Genomic DNA, 15,866 nt, shown 5'->3' with positions numbered 1-15,866 from the left:
ACGGCGGCAGGGTCGCGTCGTCGGGGATGGTGGCGAGCAGGGTCTCGCCCTCGGGAAAGAAGCCGGTCGACTGGCGGTCATCGCGCGTGGCGCCGTCATAGGCGTAGAAGGCCTTGCGCAGGGCCGCGGCGGGATCGGCGTCGAAGGCCTCGTGCGCGTCGGGGGACTGGAACTGGCTGATGTAGAGCTGGCCGAGGCCGGCGCGTTTGGTGATGGCGGCCAGGGCGGCGGTCGGCGGACCCTTCGGGCGGCGCGGCTGGAACGGCACCGACAGGCAGAAGACGGCGCGGAACAGGTCGGGTCGCGTGAGGGCGCAACACCAGGCGACCGAGGCGCCGAAGTCGTGGCCGACGACGACGCACGACGTTTCGCCAAGCGCCCGGACGAGATCGACGAGGTCTCCGACGAGGTCGAGGACGCCGTAGGCAGCGGCGGCGGCCGGTTTGTCGGTGCCGCCGTAGCCGCGCATGTCGGGAGCCACGGCGTGGTAGCCGGCGGCGGCCAGGGCCTCGACCTGCGCCCGCCAGCTGATCCCGAGTTCGGGGAATCCGTGAACCAGCAGGACCAGCGGACCGGAACCAGCCTCGAGGACCTGCTGGTTCAGGCGGTCGGTCTGGATGTGTCGGGTCTGCATGGGGGAAGCGGACCAGCCTTTTCCTCCCCATGCAATGGGGAGGGGGACCACGAAGTGGTGGAGGGGCTGTCGAAGACCAGGGCCGATGGGCGACGGTGAAACGGGACGAGCCCCTCCACCGCTTCGCGGTCGCCCTCCCCGGAGGACGGGGAGGAAAGCCTCAGAGTTCCACGCCCGTGGTCCGCATGATCTCCGCCCGCAGTTCCGGCAGGCCGTCGCCCTTTTCGGCGGAGGTGACGATGACGGCGGGGTAGGCGGCGGGGCGTTTGGCGATGGCCTTGAGAGTGGCGCCCTGGACCTTCTCGGCCTCGCCCTTCTTCAGCTTGTCGGCCTTGGTCAGGACGATCTGGTAACTGACCGCGGCGAGATCGAGCGCGTCGAGGGCCTCGTCGTCGACCTTCTTGAGGCCGTGCCGGGCGTCGATCAGCAGATAGACGCGCTTCAGGGTGACGCGGCCGCGCAGATAGTCGCGGCCGAGGTCCTGGAACTTCTTCACCGTCGCCTTCGAGGCCTTGGCCCAGCCGTAGCCGGGAAGGTCGACCAGACGCATCCTGCCGTCGAGATCGAAGAAATTGACCTCGCGCGTGCGGCCCGGCTCGTTCGAGGCGCGGGCCAGCTTGTGCATGCCGACGAGGCCATTGATCAGGCTCGACTTGCCGACGTTGGACCGGCCGGCGAAGGCGATCTCGGGCAGGTCGGGATCGGGCAGTTGCTCGATCTTCGCGCACCCCATGACGAAGGTGGCCGGGCGCGCGAACAGGATGCGCGCCTGCTCCAGTTCTTCCGCAGTGAACTCGTCCATCACCAAATCTTCCGCTCATCCCGGCGCAAGCCGGACCCAGTTCTGTCCAGCGCGAGGCCGGCGTTGCAGGACTTAACGCCTGGGATCAGTCACGACCATCGCTCATCCAAGGCACTGGTCCCGGCTTGCGCCGGGATGAGCGGTTTGGAGGATCAGGCCTTCGCCTTCTTCAGGCGGGCGAGGAAGCTGTCGATCGGGTTGTCGGCCTTCAGGCGGTGCATGATGATGTACTGCTGGAAGATGGTCAGGATGTTCGACCACGCCCAATAGATCAGCAGGCCGGCCGGGAAGGTGGCCATGATGAAGGTGAAGACGATCGGCATCAGCGCGAAGATGCGGCGCTGCATCGGGTCCGGCGCCTGCGGGCTCATGGCCATCTGCAGCCACATGGTCAGGCCGTAGAAGATGGCGAGGATGCTGAGCGCGAAGGTGCCGCCCAGCAGACCGCCGATCAGCGGCGCCGACGAGGGGTCCCACTGAATCAGGCCGAACAGGTTCCAGATCGTGGTCGGGTCCGGCGCCGAGAGGTCGCGGATCCAGCCGAAGAAGGGCTGGTGGCGCATCTCGATGGTCACGAACAGCATCTTGTAGACGGCGTAGAAGACCGGAATCTGGAGCAGCAGCGGCAGACAGCCGGCCAGGGGATTGATCTTCTCTTTCTGGTACAGGGCCATCAGCTCCTGCTGCTGCTTCTGCGGCTCGTCGGGGTGCTTCTTCTTGATCTCCTCCATCTTCGGCTGAAGGTTCCGCATCTTCGACATGCTCTCGTAGCTCTTGTTGGCGAGCGGGAACATGATCAGGCGGACGGTCAGGGTCAGGGCCAGGATGGCGAGGCCGAAATTGCCCAGGAAGCCGTAGAAGAACTCGACCAGCCAGAAGATCGGCCGGGTCAGGAAGAACAGGAAGCCCCAGTCGATGGCGTAGACGAAGCGCGGCAGGTCGAGCGACTTCTCGTAGCCGGCGAGGATTTCGTTGCGCTTGGCCCCGGCGAACAGGCGCTGGGTTTCGGTGATCTGGGTGTTGGGCTGGACGGTGTGGGACTCGCCCAGCATGCCCACGATGTGGGCCCTGTCGGCGGGCTGGCCGGGGCCGCTGACGCGGAACTCGGCGTTGATGCGCTCGTCCTGCGCCGGGATCAGCGCGGCCAGCCAGTACTTGTCCGTGATGCCCAGCCAGCCGCCGGTGGACTCGTGCTCCTCGGCGGCCTTCTGCTTGGACCACTTGCCGTATTTGAGCTGGTTCGTCGAATAGGAGGAGCCGTCGCCGAAGGTGCCGATCGCGCCCTCGTGCAGGACCTGGTTCTTGCCGAGGTTGGGCGGGACGCCCTGGCGCAGGACGGCGGCGGCCGGGGTCAGCGTCACCGCTTGGGCGCTGAAGTTGGCGACCGTGTCCGTGATCGTGAACATGTACAGGTCGTCGATGCTGATCCGGCGCGTGAAGCGCAGGCCGGCGCCATTGTCCCAGGTCAGCACCACCGGCGTCGTCGGCGTCAAGGTCGCGCCCTGGGTCAGCGTCCAGGGCGTGTTCGGGCCGGGAACGCCGCCGGGGATGTTCGGGCCGCTCCAGCCGAACTGGGCGTAGAAGGCATGCTTCATGCCTGCGGGGCGGAACAGTTCGACGGCGGGCGAGTCCGCGTCGATCGTCTCGCGGTAGTTGGTCAGGAACAGGTCGTCGATGCGGCCGCCGGTCAGCGACAGCGAGCCGGTCAGCGTTTCGGTGCGGATCGGCACCCGGACGGTTCCGTTCGCCCCCAGGGCGACGGTGCGGTCCTCGGTGAAGATGGCGGCGCTGGGCGAGGGCGAGGTCGCATTCGCCGGCGCCGAGGTCGCCTCCGCCGTCGCCTGTTGGGCCTCACGACGCTTCTGCGTCTGCGGCTCCATCACGAAGAAGCTGTAGGCCAGCAGCATGATCGACGCGACCACGATGAAGATGATCGTGTTGCGGCTGTTGTTCTGGGGGGGCATGGAGGTCAGTGGTCCTGGCCGGCGGGCGATGTCGGTGCGTGGGGCGCGACAGGAGGCGCCGACCGCGGGGTCGCGAGCCTTGTAAGCGCCGATTTCACATCGTCAAGCAAACGGTCCCACGGACGGTCGGCCGTGCCCATGCGGGCGATGAAGACATAGTCGCTGCCCGGCCGCGCCAGCTGCGGCGCAAGCGCGCGGGCGGCCTCGCGCAGCCGGCGCTTGGCTCGGTTGCGGATCACGGCGCCGCCGATCTTGCGCGTGGCGGTGAAGCCAAGCCGCACCGTCGGATCGCCGTCGACGCGGTCCAGCCGTTGCACGACCACGGCGCCGCGGGCCTCTGAAACGCCTTTCGCGGCCGCCAGGAACTGGGGCCGCGATTTCAGGCGTTCGATTTTGAAGGACTGATCCATCAACCGCTCATCCCGGCGAAAGCCGGAACCCAGTGCTTTGGATGATCGGTCTTCGTCATTCGCTCGGCCCATGTCCTGAAACTCCGGCGTCAAGCTGGACAGAACTGGGTCCCGGCTTTCGCCGGGATGAGCGGATATCTGTTTAGGCCGTCAGGCGCTTGCGGCCCTTGGCGCGGCGGCGCGCAACGATCTTCTGTCCGTTCTTGGTGGCCATCCGCGAACGGAAGCCGTGACGGCGCTTGCGCACGAGTCGCGACGGCTGATAGGTCCGCTTCACGGTCGGCTCCTGGGACTGAAAACAAGGTGGGCGGCGGAAAGAGGTCCGTCGCGGGAAGGGCGGGCGTATAAGCGGGGAAGCCCGTGGTGTCAACGCCGTGGGCGTCAGCGGAGAGACGATGCACCGGGTGAAACGCTTCCTTCCGCTCATCGCGCTGGCGGGCGTGATCACCCTGATATTCGCCATGGGCTGGAACCGCTACCTGTCGCTCGAAACCCTGCGCGAGCACGGTCAGACCTTCCGCGACTTCACGGCCGCCAACTATGTGCTCAGCCTGCTGACCCTGATGCTGCTGTTCGCGGTGCTGACGGCCAGCGTCGTGCCGGGCGTGTTCTTCGTCACCATCACCGCCGGCTATCTGTTCGGGCCATGGGTCGGCGGGGTCTCGACCTCGATCGCCGCCACGGCGGGGGCGCTGGTGGTCTACGCCGTAACCCGCACCGCGCTGGGGGAATCGCTGAGGCGCAAGGCCGAGCGGGACGCGGGGCTGATGCAGAAGGTCTGCGCCGCCATCGACAAGGACACGTTCTGGTATGTGCTGGCGTCGCGGCTGGCGGTGGTGGTGCCGTTCCACATGATCAACATCGCGGCCGGGATGATGGCGGTGCGGCTCGGGCCCTACACGATCGCCACCGTGATCGGCCTGCTGCCGGCGCACATCATCTACTGCTGGATCGGGGCGCGGCTGAACGCCCTGCTGGCCGCCGATCCCGACCCCGACTTCCAGGCCCTGTTCAGCCAGTTCTGGGCCCCGATGGCGGGCGTCTTCGTGCTGGCGGTCGTGCTGCCCTTCGCGATGAAGGCGCTGCAGGCGGCGCTGCGGCCGCGGGGGCGGGCATGAAGAACGCAGCTATTGGCCCAAGCCTTGCGTTAGATGGGGCATGAGCGAGGCGCGGCCCCTGCTGAACGACGTCGAACGGCGCCTGCGGCTGCCTGAAGACTGGCGCGAGCGGCTGCGCTTCCACGCTCCCGACGCCCTGGCGTGGCGGCTGCTGGCCCTGACCTTCATCTTCACCGTGGTGGTCGAGATCCTGATCATCGCCCCCAGCGCCGCCAGCTTCCACGAGCGCTGGCTGCTGGACCGGCTGCAGTCAGCCGAACTGGCCTCGGTGGGCGTCGAGGCCCTGCCCTATTCCGCGGTCGAGGACGACGTCGCGGAACAGCTGCTGGCGATCGGCGGGGTCCAGGCCGTCGTGGTCGGCGACCAGGGCGTGCGGCGGCTGCTGCTCCAGGCGCCCAACCTGCCGCGCACGCCGGATCTGATCGACCTGCGCGAGGACCGGCCGATGGCGCGGTTGCTCGACCCGTGGCGGACCCTGTTCGGCCATCCGGACCGCTCGGTGCGGGTGCAGGCGCGGCCCCGCTACCGGTCCGGCGACTTCATCGAGATTCTGGCCCCGGCGGAACCGCTGAAGGCCGAATTGCGGACCTTCTTGCTCAACAGCCTGCTGGTGTCGCTGCTGCTCTCGCTGGTGGCCGGGGGCCTGCTCTACGGCGGCCTCGCATTCCTCGTGCTGCAGCCGTTGCGGCGCGTGACCCGCTCGATCGAGCGGTTCGCCGTCGACCCCGACGCCGAGGGCGACCCGCCCAGCGACCGGCACGACGAGATCGGCCGGGTCGAGCGCGAGCTGGCGCGGATGCAGGACGAGGTGCGCCAGTCGCTGCGTTCGCGGGCGCGGCTGGTGGCGCTGGGCGAGGCGGTGGCCAAGATCAATCACGACCTGCGCAACATGCTGACGTCGGCCCAGATCGCCTCCGAGCGGCTGGCCGACTCGCCGGATCCGCAGGTGGCCAAGGCGCTGCCGCGGCTGGAGCGGGCGCTGGGCCGCGCGGCCGCCCTGTCGCGCAACGTGCTGGAATACGGCCGCAGCGAGGAGCCGGAGCCACAGCGCGTCCGTCTCGCACTCGGCGCCGCGGTCACGGTCGCGGCCGAGGACGCCGGCCTGTCGGACGACGGCGTGCGTCTGGCGAAGGCCATTCCGGCGCGCTTCACCGTCCACGCCGACCCGGACCAGTTGCACCGCATCCTGGTCAATCTGATGCGAAACGCCCGCCAGGCTATCGAGGGCGACGCCACGCGGATCGGCCGCAAGGGCGTGGTCAAGGTGAGCGCCGTCCACGAGGGCGAGCAGACGGTTCTCCGCATCGCCGACAACGGGCCGGGCATCCCGCCGCGCCTGTCGGACCAGTTGTTCGAGCCCTTCGTCAGCGGGCGGGGCTCCGACGGCACCGGCCTGGGCCTGACCATCTCGCGCGAACTGGCGGTCAGCCACGGCGGCGATCTGCTCCTTGTGGACACGGGCCCGGAGGGGACGACCTTCGAGCTCCGGCTTCCCGACTGAGCGCCGGTCGGCTCCAAATCGCCCGACCGGCGTTATCTGTTCCTGATCGCCACCAGATGGCCCACACCGGCCGTCGAGCAGTTCGAAGGAGCCCGTGATGATCCGCATGACCCTGACCGCCGCCGTGGCGCTGGCGCTCGCCGCCGTTCCCGTCATCGCCCGGTCCCAGTCCGCCCCTACGCCGGGTTCAGAGGAATGGCTGCGCCTGCGTGGCGAGCAGTACCACCGGGCTCCGGATTCCGAACAGAACCCCGCCGAGGTCGCCGCCACCGCCCGGCTGAACGCCGAGATCGCCGCCCGCAACGCCGCGGCGGCGGAGGCCGAGGCCGGGGCGATGGCCTCGTTCGAGGAGCGGAACGCCCAATGGCGCGCCGAGACGGCCCGGCTGGAGACCGAAAGGGCCCAATGGGAGGCCAACGTCGCCGCCGCCAACGCCGCCCGGGCGCAATGGGAACGCGACAACGCCGCCTGGGAAGCCGAGATGGAGGCCTGCCGACTGGCCGGCCGCGTCTGCCTGACGCCGCGACCGCCGCGGCCCTGATCTCGCTTCCAGCGGCCGACGTTGCGACGAAACGGCGCGCGTGACACCTTTGGAGGGCCGCCTTCCGGGGGACCGCCGCCATGTCCGACGCTGTCGCCGATTCGTCCCCTCCCGCGCCGGTCGCCGATCCGCACGCCGACCGGCCGCTGTCCCGCGGACGCATGGACACCTGGCGGCATCCGGCGACGGTGCGGATCACCCACTGGATAAACGTCGCCGCCGTCGTCGTGCTGCTGATGAGCGGGCTGAACATCCTCGCCGCGCATGCGCATCTCTACTGGGGCATCGCCTCGACCTTCGCCGATCCATGGCTGAGCACGCCGACGGTCCCCCGCTGGCTGCTGATCCCACAGGGACGTAACCTGGCCGAGGCGCGCAACTGGCATTTCCTGTTCGCCTGGATTTTCGTGATCAACGGTCTGGTCTATCTGGGCTGGGGGCTGCTGACCGGCCGCTTCGGGCGGCGGCTGTGGCCGACCGTGCGCGAACTGCGCGGCTTCTGGCCGTCGGTGAAGGAGCACGCCCGCTTCCACTTTCCCGCCGACGATCACGCGCGGACGTACAATGTCATCCAGAAGCTGACCTATGTGGCCATGGTGCTGGTCATCCTGCCGCTGATGCTGATCACCGGCCTGTCGATGTCGCCGGCTTTCAACGCCGTCGGCGGGGTGCTGCTCGAGATCATGGGCGGCCGCCAGTCGGCGCGGACGCTGCATTTCATCTCGGCCGGGCTGATCGTGGCCTTCATCGCCGTGCATGTCGGGCTGGTGATCTGGACCGGCTTCTTCAACAACATGCGGTCGATGATCACCGGCTGGTTCGTCATCCAGCCCGCGGGCTCGACGGCGGGGCCGAAGCTGCGGCGACGGCGGCCTGAAGAGGGAGAGCCGTCATGAACCGGCGGCGGTGGCTGACGGGCGCGATGGCCGCGGGGCTGTCGTCGTTCGTGGCGGCCTGCGGCGAGGCGAGCTGGAAATTGTCGGAACAGGCGCGGCGGATGGGCGAGGGCCTGACCCGCCGGGCGCAGCGGCTGCTGATCCCGCGCGAGGCCTTGGCCCCGACTTACAGCCGGGCCGAGATTTCGCCGGACTTCCGGGCCAACGGCTCCACCAATCCGACGGCGTCGGACTATCGGGCGCTGAAGGCGGACGGATTTGCGGGCTATCGGCTGGTGATCGACGGACTGGTCGAGCGGCCGTTGTCGCTGAGCCTGGGGGATTTGCGGTCGCGGCCGGCGCAGACCCAGATCACCAAACACGACTGCGTCGAGGGCTGGACCTCGATCGGCGAATGGACGGGCGTGCGGCTGGAGACCCTGCTCGACGAGGCCGGGCTGAAGCCGGAGGCGAGATACATCGTCTTCCACTGCTTCGACGCGCTGGATCAGCAGGAGGATGGCGACCGGTATTACGAGAGCATCGACCTGGTCGACGCGCGGCATTCGCAGACCATCCTGGCGTATGACATGAACGGCGAGATTCTGCCGGTTCCGCACGGGGCGCCGCTGCGGCTCCGGGTCGAGCGGCAGTTGGGCTACAAACATGCCAAATACATCCGCCGCATCGAGGCGGTGGAGAGTTTCGCCCACCTCGGCCGGGGCAAGGGCGGCTACTGGGAAGACCGGGGGTACGAGTGGTACGCGGGCATCTGATCCATCCGACGAGACGGTCTCTGGGCCTCGGCGCGGGTGCAGCCGTGCTGCTGGCCGCCGGCGACGCGAGGTCCGCCCGGCCAGATTCGGCGGCGCTTTTGACGTCCGGGCCGGTAACCGGTGTCAAAGAAGGCGGCGTGGCGGTGTTTCGCGGCCTTCCCTACGGCGAAGACACGGGCCCGCGCCGGTTCTTGCCGCCGGTTCGCCCAACGCGGTGGCGTGAACCTCGGTCCTGCGTGGACTACGGCCCCGCCTCGCCCCAGCGCGGGAGCGAACCGAACCAGTCCGAGGACTGCCTGCGGCTCAATGTCTGGACGCCGGGCGTCGACGCCGGGCGGCGGCCGGTGATCGTCTACATCCACGGCGGGGCCTATTCGACGGGTTCGGGCTCCAGTCCGCTGACCGACGGCGCGAGGCTGGCGGCGAAGGGCGACGTGGTCGTGGTTACCGTCAACCACAGGCTGGGCCCACTGGGCTATGCGTCGCTGGCGCGGCTGGCGCCCGGGTTCGAGGACAGCGGCAATCTGGGCCAGCTGGATCTGGTGCTGGCGCTGCAGTGGGTGCGCGACAATATCGCGGCTTTCGGCGGCGACCCGGGGTGCGTAACGGTGGTCGGGCAGTCGGGGGGCGGGGCCAAGATCGCCACGCTGATGGCCATGCCGGCGGCGGCCGGGCTGTTCCACCGGGCGGTGACGATGAGTGGCCAGCAGGTAACGGCCTCGGGGCCGCTGAACGCCACGCGCCGGGCCGAGGTCTGGCTGGAGACGCTGGGGCTGACCCCGGACCGGATTGACGAGGTCCGGACCCTGCCGGTCGAGCGGCTGATCGAGGCGGCGGGGGCGACCGATCCGATCCTGGGTGGTTCGCTGTATTTCGGGCCGGTGCTGGACGGGCGCAGCCTGACCCGGCACCCGTTCTGGCCCGACGCCCCGGCGCAGTCGGCGCATGTCCCGATGATCATCGGCAATACGCGTGAGGAGACGCTGGCCTTCCTCGGGAACGACCCCGCCAACGCCGGCCTGACATGGGAGACGCTGCCGGGGCGGCTGACGCCGTCGCAGATGCGCATCGACGTGACCCCGGAGGAGGTGGTCGCCTGGTATCGCCGCCAGCATCCGGAAATGACGCCCGATCAGGTGCTGATCCGGGCCACGACGGCGGCGCGGTCGTGGCGGGCGGCGGTGATCGAGGCGGAAATGCGGGCGGCGCAGGGGGCGCCTGCGTGGGTCTATCAGCTGGACTGGCCGGCCCGGCTGCCGAACGGGCGGACGGGGGCGTTCCACACCTCAGACATCCCGCTGATGCTGGACAATCTGGCGGCGGAGGGGTCGGGCGCGATCCGGCCGGAGGCGCAGGGCATGGCCGACGCCATGAGCGACGCGCTTCTGGCCTTCGCCCGCAGCGGGGATCCGAACCATCCGGGGCTGCCAGTCTGGACGCCCTGTTCACTGGAGCGGCGCGAGACGATGATCATGGATCTGCCGCCCCGGATGGAGAACGACCCGCGCGGGTACGAGCGGCGCTTCTTCGGGCGAATCCCCTATATCCAGCCGGGGACGTGAGCGGTCGGACGCAATCTATCGAATCTGTCGGATTTGCCGAGCCTACCCGCGCCAATCTGTAGCGATTGTATCAACCGGCGCGGCCGGCCCGGATCAGGCCTCCGCGCCCTCCGCGGCCCGCTTCTTCATCATGGCGTCGAAGCTGTCCCAGACGCCGGCGGCGCCGTGCCACGAGCCCCTGGTGGCGGCCTTGGAGTATTCGGTGGCGCGGGCCTCGAAGAAGTTGGCGTGCTCGACGCCCGAGAGCATCGACTGCAACCAAGGCAGCGGGTTCTCCTTGACGCCGTAGACCTCGGGCAGGTGCAGCTGGCGCAGACGCCAGTCGGCGATGAAGCGGATGTAGGCCTTGATGTCGGACGGAGTCATGCCGCTGACCGGGCCCATCTCGAAGGCCAGGTCGATGAACTTGTCCTCCATCTCGACCACGGTCTTGCAGCATTCGACGATGTCGTCGGCCACGGCCCTGGTCACCGCGCCCGTCTCCTTGTTGAAGGCGTGGTACAGCTTGATGATGCCCTCGCAGTGCAGGCTCTCGTCGCGCACCGACCATGAGACGATCTGGCCCATGCCCTTCATCTTGTTCTGGCGCGGGAAGTTCATCAGCATCGCGAATGACGCGAACAGCTGCAGGCCTTCGGAGAAGCCGCCGAACATGGCCAGCGTCCGGGCGATGTCGCCGTTCGTCTCGACGCCGAACTGGCCCATGAAATCGTGTTTGTCCCGCATGGCCTCGTATTCCATGAAGGCGCCGAACTCGCTCTCGGGCATGCCGATGGTTTCGAGCAGCAGGGCATAGGCCGCGATGTGGATGGTCTCCATGTTGGCGAAGCTCGCCAGCATCATCTTGACCTCGGTCGGTTTGAACACCCGACCGTAGCGCTCCATGTAGTTGTCCTGGACCTCGATGTCGGCCTGGGTGAAGAAGCGGAAGATCTGCGTCAGCAGATTGCGCTCGCTGTCGGTCAGATTGGCCGCCCAGTCCTTGCAGTCCTCGCCCAGCGGCACCTCCTCGGGCATCCAGTGGACCTGCTGCTGCTTCTTCCACATGTCGAACGCCCACGGGTAGCGGAACGGCTTGTAGGCCGCCGAGGCGGTCAGAAGTCCGGGGGTCGAGGTCAGGATCGGGGCGTGCGCGTTCATCGAGGCAACTCTGTCGGCGAATCCGGAAGGTGATGTTCACCATGCGGGCGAGCGGCCCCGGCGCCAAGCCGAAATGCGGCTATATTGCGATCACATTTTTCGCGACCGCTAGATGTGGTAGGCGAGCCGAAGACTTCTGGGGAGAAGCTGGGGATCAAGGAGATGGTCGCCAAGGTCCCCCGGGTTGGGTAAATGCGCGTTAAGATCACTGTTATGTGAGTGGTTCTGCAACCTTAAGTGTGGAACTGGGGGCGGGGTTCGCCAAGCGGACCGCGCCTGCACCTGGGGGAGAGTCGTACCTTACCAAGCCTGCCTGCGGCCGCTCCGGGGCACGTGATGACCTGTTCAATCAGCAAAGGTGAGTCATGATTCATTTCAAATCCGTCGGCCTGGCCGCCGCCGCCGCCTCCGGCGCGGCCCTGTTCTGCGCCGCCGCGCCCGCAGCCGCCCAGTCGGAACCCATCCTCGGCCAGGTCTCCCTTTTCGCCATGAACTGGTGCCCGAGAGGCTGGGAGCAGGCGGATGGCGAGCTCATGGCCATTTCCCAGAACAGCTCCCTCTTCTCCCTCTATGGAACGACCTACGGCGGCGATGGCCAGACGACCTTCGGCCTGCCGGACCTGCGGAACCGGGCGCCCGTCAGCTGGTCCTCGAGCAATCCGATCGGCACGCAGAGCGGATCGGAGAGCGTGACCCTCACCGTGAATCAGATGCCGACCCATACCCATACGGTATTCGGCACCACCCAGCCGACCGGGACCAACGACCCGACCGGCGCCCTGCTGGGCACCTTCCCGGACGGCCAGACGATCTACGCGCCCAACACGGCCACGCCCGACGTGCCGATGCACGCCGGCATCATCGGGTACGCCGGCGGAAATCAGCCCGTGCCGACCCAGAGCCCCGTCCTGGCCATGACCTGGTGCGTGGCCACCGAAGGCATCTATCCGAGCCGGTCTTGAGGAGACGAACGATGACCCGATTCAGAAGTCACGCGATCGCCGCCGTCCTCGGCCTCGCCGCGCTCGGCGCCCACACCGGCGTCCGGGCCCAGACCCTCGAATACTATGTCGGCCAACTCCAGCAATTCGGCACGGACTGGTGCCCCAAAGACTGGGCCCCGGCAAACGGCCAGCTGATGTCGATCACCCGGAACACGCCCCTGTTCGCACTGCTCGGCACCACCTACGGCGGGGACGGCCGCGTCACCTTCGCCCTGCCCGATCTGCGCGACCGGGCGCCGGTCCACCAGAGCGACAGCCTGCCCATCGGAGGAACCACCGGCCAGTCGTCGATGACCCTGACCACGGCCCAGCTTCCGGCGCATGACCACGCCTTCTTCGCGGATCCCACGGGCCCGGTGTCCAACAGCCCGGTCAATTCCATGATGGGTATCTTCCCCGCGGGCCTGCCGATCTATGGGACCAGCTCCGAAACCCCCGACACGCCCATGAACCCCGGCATGGCGGCTCCCGCCGGCGCGGGGACGCCGGTGCCGACCCAGTCGCCCGTGCTTTCCACGAACTGGTGCATCGCCCTCACCGGCGTTTTCCCGTCGCGCCCCTGAGCCTCCGCCCTTTCCGCCCCGCGACGAGCACCTGGGGGCGGAAAGGGCCTTCCGGTCCGACGAAAGCCTCCCTTATGCCTCGCCGCGAAAATCTCGCGGGCGCCGCCGTGCGTTGAGGCGCAGACAGGCCGGGAGGAGATCGACATGACCTACACAGTCTATGGCGCGGCCGGCTCGGGCTCGGTTCCGGTCGAAGCGGCGCTGACGCTGATCGGGGCGCCGTTCAAGGTGATCAAGGCGGTGACTTGGGAAGGCGAGGCCGAGCGCGACAAGGTCGCGCCGGTCAATCCGATGCGGCAGATCCCGGCGCTGATCACCCCCGAGGCCGAGACGATCACAGAGAGCGCGGCGATCCTGATCTGGCTGGCCGAAAAGCACCCGGAGGCGGCGCTGGGGCCGGAGCCGTGCGATCCGCGGCGGGCGCAGTTCCTGCGCTGGATGACCTTCGTCCCGGCCTCGATCTATTCGATGTATTGGGTCCGCGACGACCCCAGCCGGCTGGCCGGCGACGACCCGGCGGCGCAGGCGAGACTCAAGGCGCGGACGGCGGAGCGGATCGCCGAGTGCTGGGGCCGGATGGAAAGCCAGATCACGCCGGACCGCTTCCTGCTCGGGCCGGAGCTGACGGTGCTGGACCTGTATGTCGCCGTGGCCAGCCGCTGGACGCCGCACCGCTCACGCTTCCACGAGGTCGCCCCCCGGATGGGCGAGGTCATGCGGCGGGTCGACTCCCTGCCGGAATTGAAGGAGTTCTGGCGCCGGCGGTTTGCGTTCGTCGGCGATTACGCCGGCTAGGCGGCCGCCGGTTCGACGCGGGCGGCGACCGCCGGCAGATCCCCCGCCAGGGCGCGCGACACGATGGCGAACAGGGCGGCCTGACTGACCGGCTTGGGCAGGTGGGCGTTCATGCCGGCGGCGAGGCAGCGCACCACGTCCTCCGGCATGGCGTCGGCGGTCATGGCGACCACAGGCACGATCCCGCGGTCGTCGGGCAGGGCGCGGATGCGGCGGGTGGCCTCGAGGCCGTCCATGCGGGGCATGCGCACATCCATCAGCACGAGGTCGAGCGTGTGGGCGCCGGCGGCGTGCACCGCCTCGTGGCCGTCGCAGGCCTCGACCACCTCGCAGCCGAAGGCCTGGACCATGATACGGGCGACCTCGCGATTGACGGGGTGGTCGTCGACCACCAGCACGCGCGGCGGGCGGGACGGCTCCCCGGTTGCGACGTCCGCCGTCGGCGCCGTGGCGGCATCAGGGTCCACGACAGCGGCGGCGGCTTCGGCCGGCGCGTCCGGAACGCGGGTCAGCGGCAGATGCAGGGTGAAGGTCGAGCCCTCGCCGGCGCGGCTCTCCACCTCGATACGGCCGCCGAGGCGACGGACGTGGCGGGCGGCAAGGGCCAGCCCGAGGCCGACGCCTTCGTGCAGGCGGCTGGTCGAGGCGTCGGCCTGGGAGAAGGCTTCGAACAGCTCCGCGTGGTGGTCGGGTGCGATGCCGCAGCCGGTGTCGGAGACGCGGATGGCGACACCTTCGCCGACCCAGTCGAGGCGGATCGAGACCTCGCCCTCGGCGGTGAATTTCACCGCATTGGCGATCAGCGGATGCAGGGCCTGGCGCAGGGCGCGGCGGTCGCCGTTGAAGCGGGAGCGGGCCGGCAGCCGGTCGTCGATGGTCAGGCCGAGACCGCGGGACTCGGCTTCCGCACGGCTCGGCGCGGCGGCTTCGCGGGCGACGGCCGCGAGGTCCAGCCGTTCGGGGGTGACCGTGTCGTCGCCGCGGGCGAAGTCCAGAATGTCCTCGACCAGCATCAGCAGGCCGTCGCTGGACTCGCGGATCTGGCGCGCCTGACGCACGGCCTCGGCGTCGAGGTCGGACCGGGTCGCCAGCAGGTCGGCGAAGCCGGCGACGCCGTTCAGCGGGGTGCGCATCTCGTGGCTCATCATGGCCAGGAAGCGCGACCGGGCCGCGGCGGCGTTCTCGGCCACGCGGCGGGCTTCCTGGGCGGCGGCGGTGCGGGCGCGAAGCCGGGCTTCAAGCCGGCGCCGCTCGGTCATCACCGTGCTGATCGGCAGGATGGTGATGACTATGGCCAGCAGGAACAGGTTGTAGACGCCAAGGTTGCGCATCATGGGGGCGACGCCCTCCAGGCCCGGCAGGTCGGCCAGCCGGGTCAGGTGCACCGGTCCATGGCCCATCAGGGTCGCCGCGCCGCTGAGAATGGCGAGGCCGATCAAGGCGGCGGCGGACCAGGTAGGCGACAGGCGGAGGCCGATCAGCGTCATCGGCAGGAAGACGAGAAACATCAGCGACGCGTGATCCTGCCAGAACACCAGGCCGGTCACGACCAGCATCAGTGCGATCAGGCCGAGGCCCCCGGCGCTGGATGCGCGGGTCGCGCCGGCGAAGCGATGGCGGCGGGCCAGCAGCAGCAGGATCGGCGTCACCAGGAGCAGGCCCAGCACCTCGATGGCGACGTAGTTCTCGAACTCGAACAGCCACATCGCCCACGATTTCGGGGGACCCATGAGCGCCAGCACGGCCATGCTCGACGAGGCGGCGAGGACCGTTGCGGGCACCACGGCCAGCAGGGCGAAGCGGGCGAGGCGGCCCGGACGGCGCAGGTCGAGGGCCGCCCCGCAGACCCGTCGCGCCAGTACGGCGGCGCCCACCGCCATGCCGAGGTTGAGCACGACGTTGGCCGCAACATAGAAGGCGGAGGCCCCGCGCAGGTTGTTGATCAGGATGTCGAGCGCCGCGCAGGCGGCCAGCACCGCCAGGGCGGGGCGCCGGTGCAGCTGCAGCAGGGCCGCGGTCACGACGCCGTTGGCGAGCCAGACGGTCGCCGTGCCGAACCGCGCCATGGTCCAGTAGCCGACCGCCAGAGCGGCGCCGTAGAGCACCACATAGGCCAGGGCGGGCGGGCCGGCGACGCGACCCGCATCGTGTCTGAACAGACGCCAACGACCTTTCAAGCGG

16 protein-coding genes are annotated in these 15,866 nt (G+C 69.0%); 9 read left to right on the top strand and 7 right to left on the bottom strand.

Features of this window, described 5'->3' with window-relative positions; translation table 11 throughout:
- From VEC04_RS13845 to rpmH, 5 genes are all read right to left on the bottom strand, one after another.
- On the bottom strand, positions 1–634 hold a 634-nt coding region (locus tag VEC04_RS13845), incomplete at its 3' end, for an alpha/beta fold hydrolase (protein WP_324777576.1).
- A gap of 160 nt (positions 635–794) precedes the next feature.
- Positions 795–1,436 carry a ribosome biogenesis GTP-binding protein YihA/YsxC gene (gene yihA, locus VEC04_RS13840; protein WP_324777575.1) on the bottom strand — a complete coding sequence of 214 codons (642 nt, stop codon included), beginning with the start codon at positions 1,434–1,436 and terminating at the stop codon, positions 795–797.
- Positions 1,437–1,588: 152 nt separating this feature from the next.
- Positions 1,589–3,400: a membrane protein insertase YidC gene (yidC, locus tag VEC04_RS13835; RefSeq protein WP_324777574.1), complete on the bottom strand. Its 1,812-nt coding sequence runs from the start codon at positions 3,398–3,400 to the stop codon at positions 1,589–1,591.
- A 5-nt stretch (positions 3,401–3,405) separates the two neighbouring features.
- Positions 3,406–3,810, bottom strand: coding sequence for a ribonuclease P protein component (gene rnpA, locus VEC04_RS13830; RefSeq protein WP_324777578.1), 405 nt, complete (start codon positions 3,808–3,810; stop codon positions 3,406–3,408).
- Positions 3,811–3,952: 142 nt separating this feature from the next.
- Positions 3,953–4,087 (bottom strand): 50S ribosomal protein L34, encoded by a 135-nt coding sequence (gene rpmH / locus VEC04_RS13825; protein WP_003164000.1) that lies wholly within the window; start codon positions 4,085–4,087, stop codon positions 3,953–3,955.
- A 118-nt stretch (positions 4,088–4,205) separates the two neighbouring features.
- On the opposite strand from rpmH, the gene VEC04_RS13820 reads away from it, so the two are divergent.
- The 6 genes from VEC04_RS13820 (at position 4,206) to VEC04_RS13795 (ending at position 10,183) form a co-directional block, all read left to right on the top strand.
- A complete protein-coding gene (locus tag VEC04_RS13820; RefSeq protein ID WP_324777573.1) occupies positions 4,206–4,928 on the top strand; it encodes a TVP38/TMEM64 family protein in 723 nt (240 codons plus the stop codon).
- A gap of 40 nt (positions 4,929–4,968) precedes the next feature.
- Positions 4,969–6,429: a HAMP domain-containing sensor histidine kinase gene (locus VEC04_RS13815; RefSeq protein ID WP_324777572.1), complete on the top strand. Its 1,461-nt coding sequence runs from the start codon at positions 4,969–4,971 to the stop codon at positions 6,427–6,429.
- A gap of 97 nt (positions 6,430–6,526) precedes the next feature.
- A complete protein-coding gene (locus VEC04_RS13810; protein WP_324777571.1) occupies positions 6,527–6,970 on the top strand; it encodes a hypothetical protein in 444 nt (147 codons plus the stop codon).
- Positions 6,971–7,050: 80 nt separating this feature from the next.
- Complete coding sequence (locus tag VEC04_RS13805) at positions 7,051–7,866, top strand: cytochrome b/b6 domain-containing protein (RefSeq protein ID WP_324777570.1); 816 nt, start codon at positions 7,051–7,053, stop codon at positions 7,864–7,866.
- Complete coding sequence (locus tag VEC04_RS13800) at positions 7,863–8,621, top strand: molybdopterin-dependent oxidoreductase (RefSeq protein WP_324777569.1); 759 nt, start codon at positions 7,863–7,865, stop codon at positions 8,619–8,621. Before VEC04_RS13805 ends, VEC04_RS13800 begins: the two co-directional genes overlap by 4 nt.
- Positions 8,621–10,183, top strand: a complete 1,563-nt coding sequence (locus VEC04_RS13795; protein WP_414642683.1) for a carboxylesterase/lipase family protein — start codon at positions 8,621–8,623, stop codon at positions 10,181–10,183. Before VEC04_RS13800 ends, VEC04_RS13795 begins: the two co-directional genes overlap by 1 nt.
- A gap of 93 nt (positions 10,184–10,276) precedes the next feature.
- Here VEC04_RS13795 and VEC04_RS13790 read toward each other — a convergent pair whose 3' ends face one another.
- Positions 10,277–11,323 (bottom strand): ribonucleotide-diphosphate reductase subunit beta, encoded by a 1,047-nt coding sequence (locus VEC04_RS13790; protein WP_324777567.1) that lies wholly within the window; start codon positions 11,321–11,323, stop codon positions 10,277–10,279.
- 365 nt (positions 11,324–11,688) lie between these two features.
- Between VEC04_RS13790 and VEC04_RS13785 the strand changes: the two genes are divergently transcribed.
- The 3 genes from VEC04_RS13785 to VEC04_RS13775 all read left to right on the top strand — a co-directional run bounded on the left by VEC04_RS13785 (position 11,689) and on the right by VEC04_RS13775 (position 13,685).
- Positions 11,689–12,285 carry a phage tail protein gene (locus VEC04_RS13785; protein WP_324777566.1) on the top strand — a complete coding sequence of 199 codons (597 nt, stop codon included), beginning with the start codon at positions 11,689–11,691 and terminating at the stop codon, positions 12,283–12,285.
- An 11-nt stretch (positions 12,286–12,296) separates the two neighbouring features.
- Complete coding sequence (locus VEC04_RS13780; protein WP_324777565.1) at positions 12,297–12,890, top strand: phage tail protein; 594 nt, start codon at positions 12,297–12,299, stop codon at positions 12,888–12,890.
- Between the two features lie 144 nt (positions 12,891–13,034).
- The gene (locus VEC04_RS13775; protein WP_414642682.1) at positions 13,035–13,685 is read left to right on the top strand and encodes a glutathione S-transferase family protein; all 651 of its coding nucleotides are present in this window, start codon (positions 13,035–13,037) and stop codon (positions 13,683–13,685) included.
- Here VEC04_RS13775 and VEC04_RS13770 read toward each other — a convergent pair.
- Complete coding sequence (locus tag VEC04_RS13770) at positions 13,682–15,862, bottom strand: hybrid sensor histidine kinase/response regulator (protein WP_324777564.1); 2,181 nt, start codon at positions 15,860–15,862, stop codon at positions 13,682–13,684. The genes VEC04_RS13775 and VEC04_RS13770 overlap by 4 nt on opposite strands.
- Positions 15,863–15,866: the final 4 nt, after the last annotated feature.

Origin of the sequence: Brevundimonas sp., from assembly GCF_035626535.1 — a bacterium.
Taxonomy (GTDB): Bacteria; Pseudomonadota; Alphaproteobacteria; order Caulobacterales; family Caulobacteraceae; genus Brevundimonas.
The sequence above is the reverse complement of the archived record's forward strand: the minus strand, read 5'-3'. Positions and strand labels throughout refer to the sequence as shown.

Excerpts from the sequence above, each read along its gene's own strand:
- yihA (WP_324777575.1), bottom strand. The coding sequence starts at position 1,436 with ATGGACGAGTTCACTGCGGAAGAACTGGAGCAGGCGCGCATCCTGTTC.
- yidC (WP_324777574.1), bottom strand. The coding sequence starts at position 3,400 with ATGCCCCCCCAGAACAACAGCCGCAACACGATCATCTTCATCGTGGTC.
- rnpA (WP_324777578.1), bottom strand. The coding sequence starts at position 3,810 with ATGGATCAGTCCTTCAAAATCGAACGCCTGAAATCGCGGCCCCAGTTC.
- VEC04_RS13820 (WP_324777573.1), top strand. The coding sequence starts at position 4,206 with ATGCACCGGGTGAAACGCTTCCTTCCGCTCATCGCGCTGGCGGGCGTG.
- VEC04_RS13815 (WP_324777572.1), top strand. The coding sequence starts at position 4,969 with ATGAGCGAGGCGCGGCCCCTGCTGAACGACGTCGAACGGCGCCTGCGG.
- VEC04_RS13810 (WP_324777571.1), top strand. The coding sequence starts at position 6,527 with ATGATCCGCATGACCCTGACCGCCGCCGTGGCGCTGGCGCTCGCCGCC.
- VEC04_RS13805 (WP_324777570.1), top strand. The coding sequence starts at position 7,051 with ATGTCCGACGCTGTCGCCGATTCGTCCCCTCCCGCGCCGGTCGCCGAT.
- VEC04_RS13800 (WP_324777569.1), top strand. The coding sequence starts at position 7,863 with ATGAACCGGCGGCGGTGGCTGACGGGCGCGATGGCCGCGGGGCTGTCG.
- VEC04_RS13790 (WP_324777567.1), bottom strand. The coding sequence starts at position 11,323 with ATGAACGCGCACGCCCCGATCCTGACCTCGACCCCCGGACTTCTGACC.
- VEC04_RS13785 (WP_324777566.1), top strand. The coding sequence starts at position 11,689 with ATGATTCATTTCAAATCCGTCGGCCTGGCCGCCGCCGCCGCCTCCGGC.
- VEC04_RS13780 (WP_324777565.1), top strand. The coding sequence starts at position 12,297 with ATGACCCGATTCAGAAGTCACGCGATCGCCGCCGTCCTCGGCCTCGCC.
- VEC04_RS13775 (WP_414642682.1), top strand. The coding sequence starts at position 13,035 with ATGACCTACACAGTCTATGGCGCGGCCGGCTCGGGCTCGGTTCCGGTC.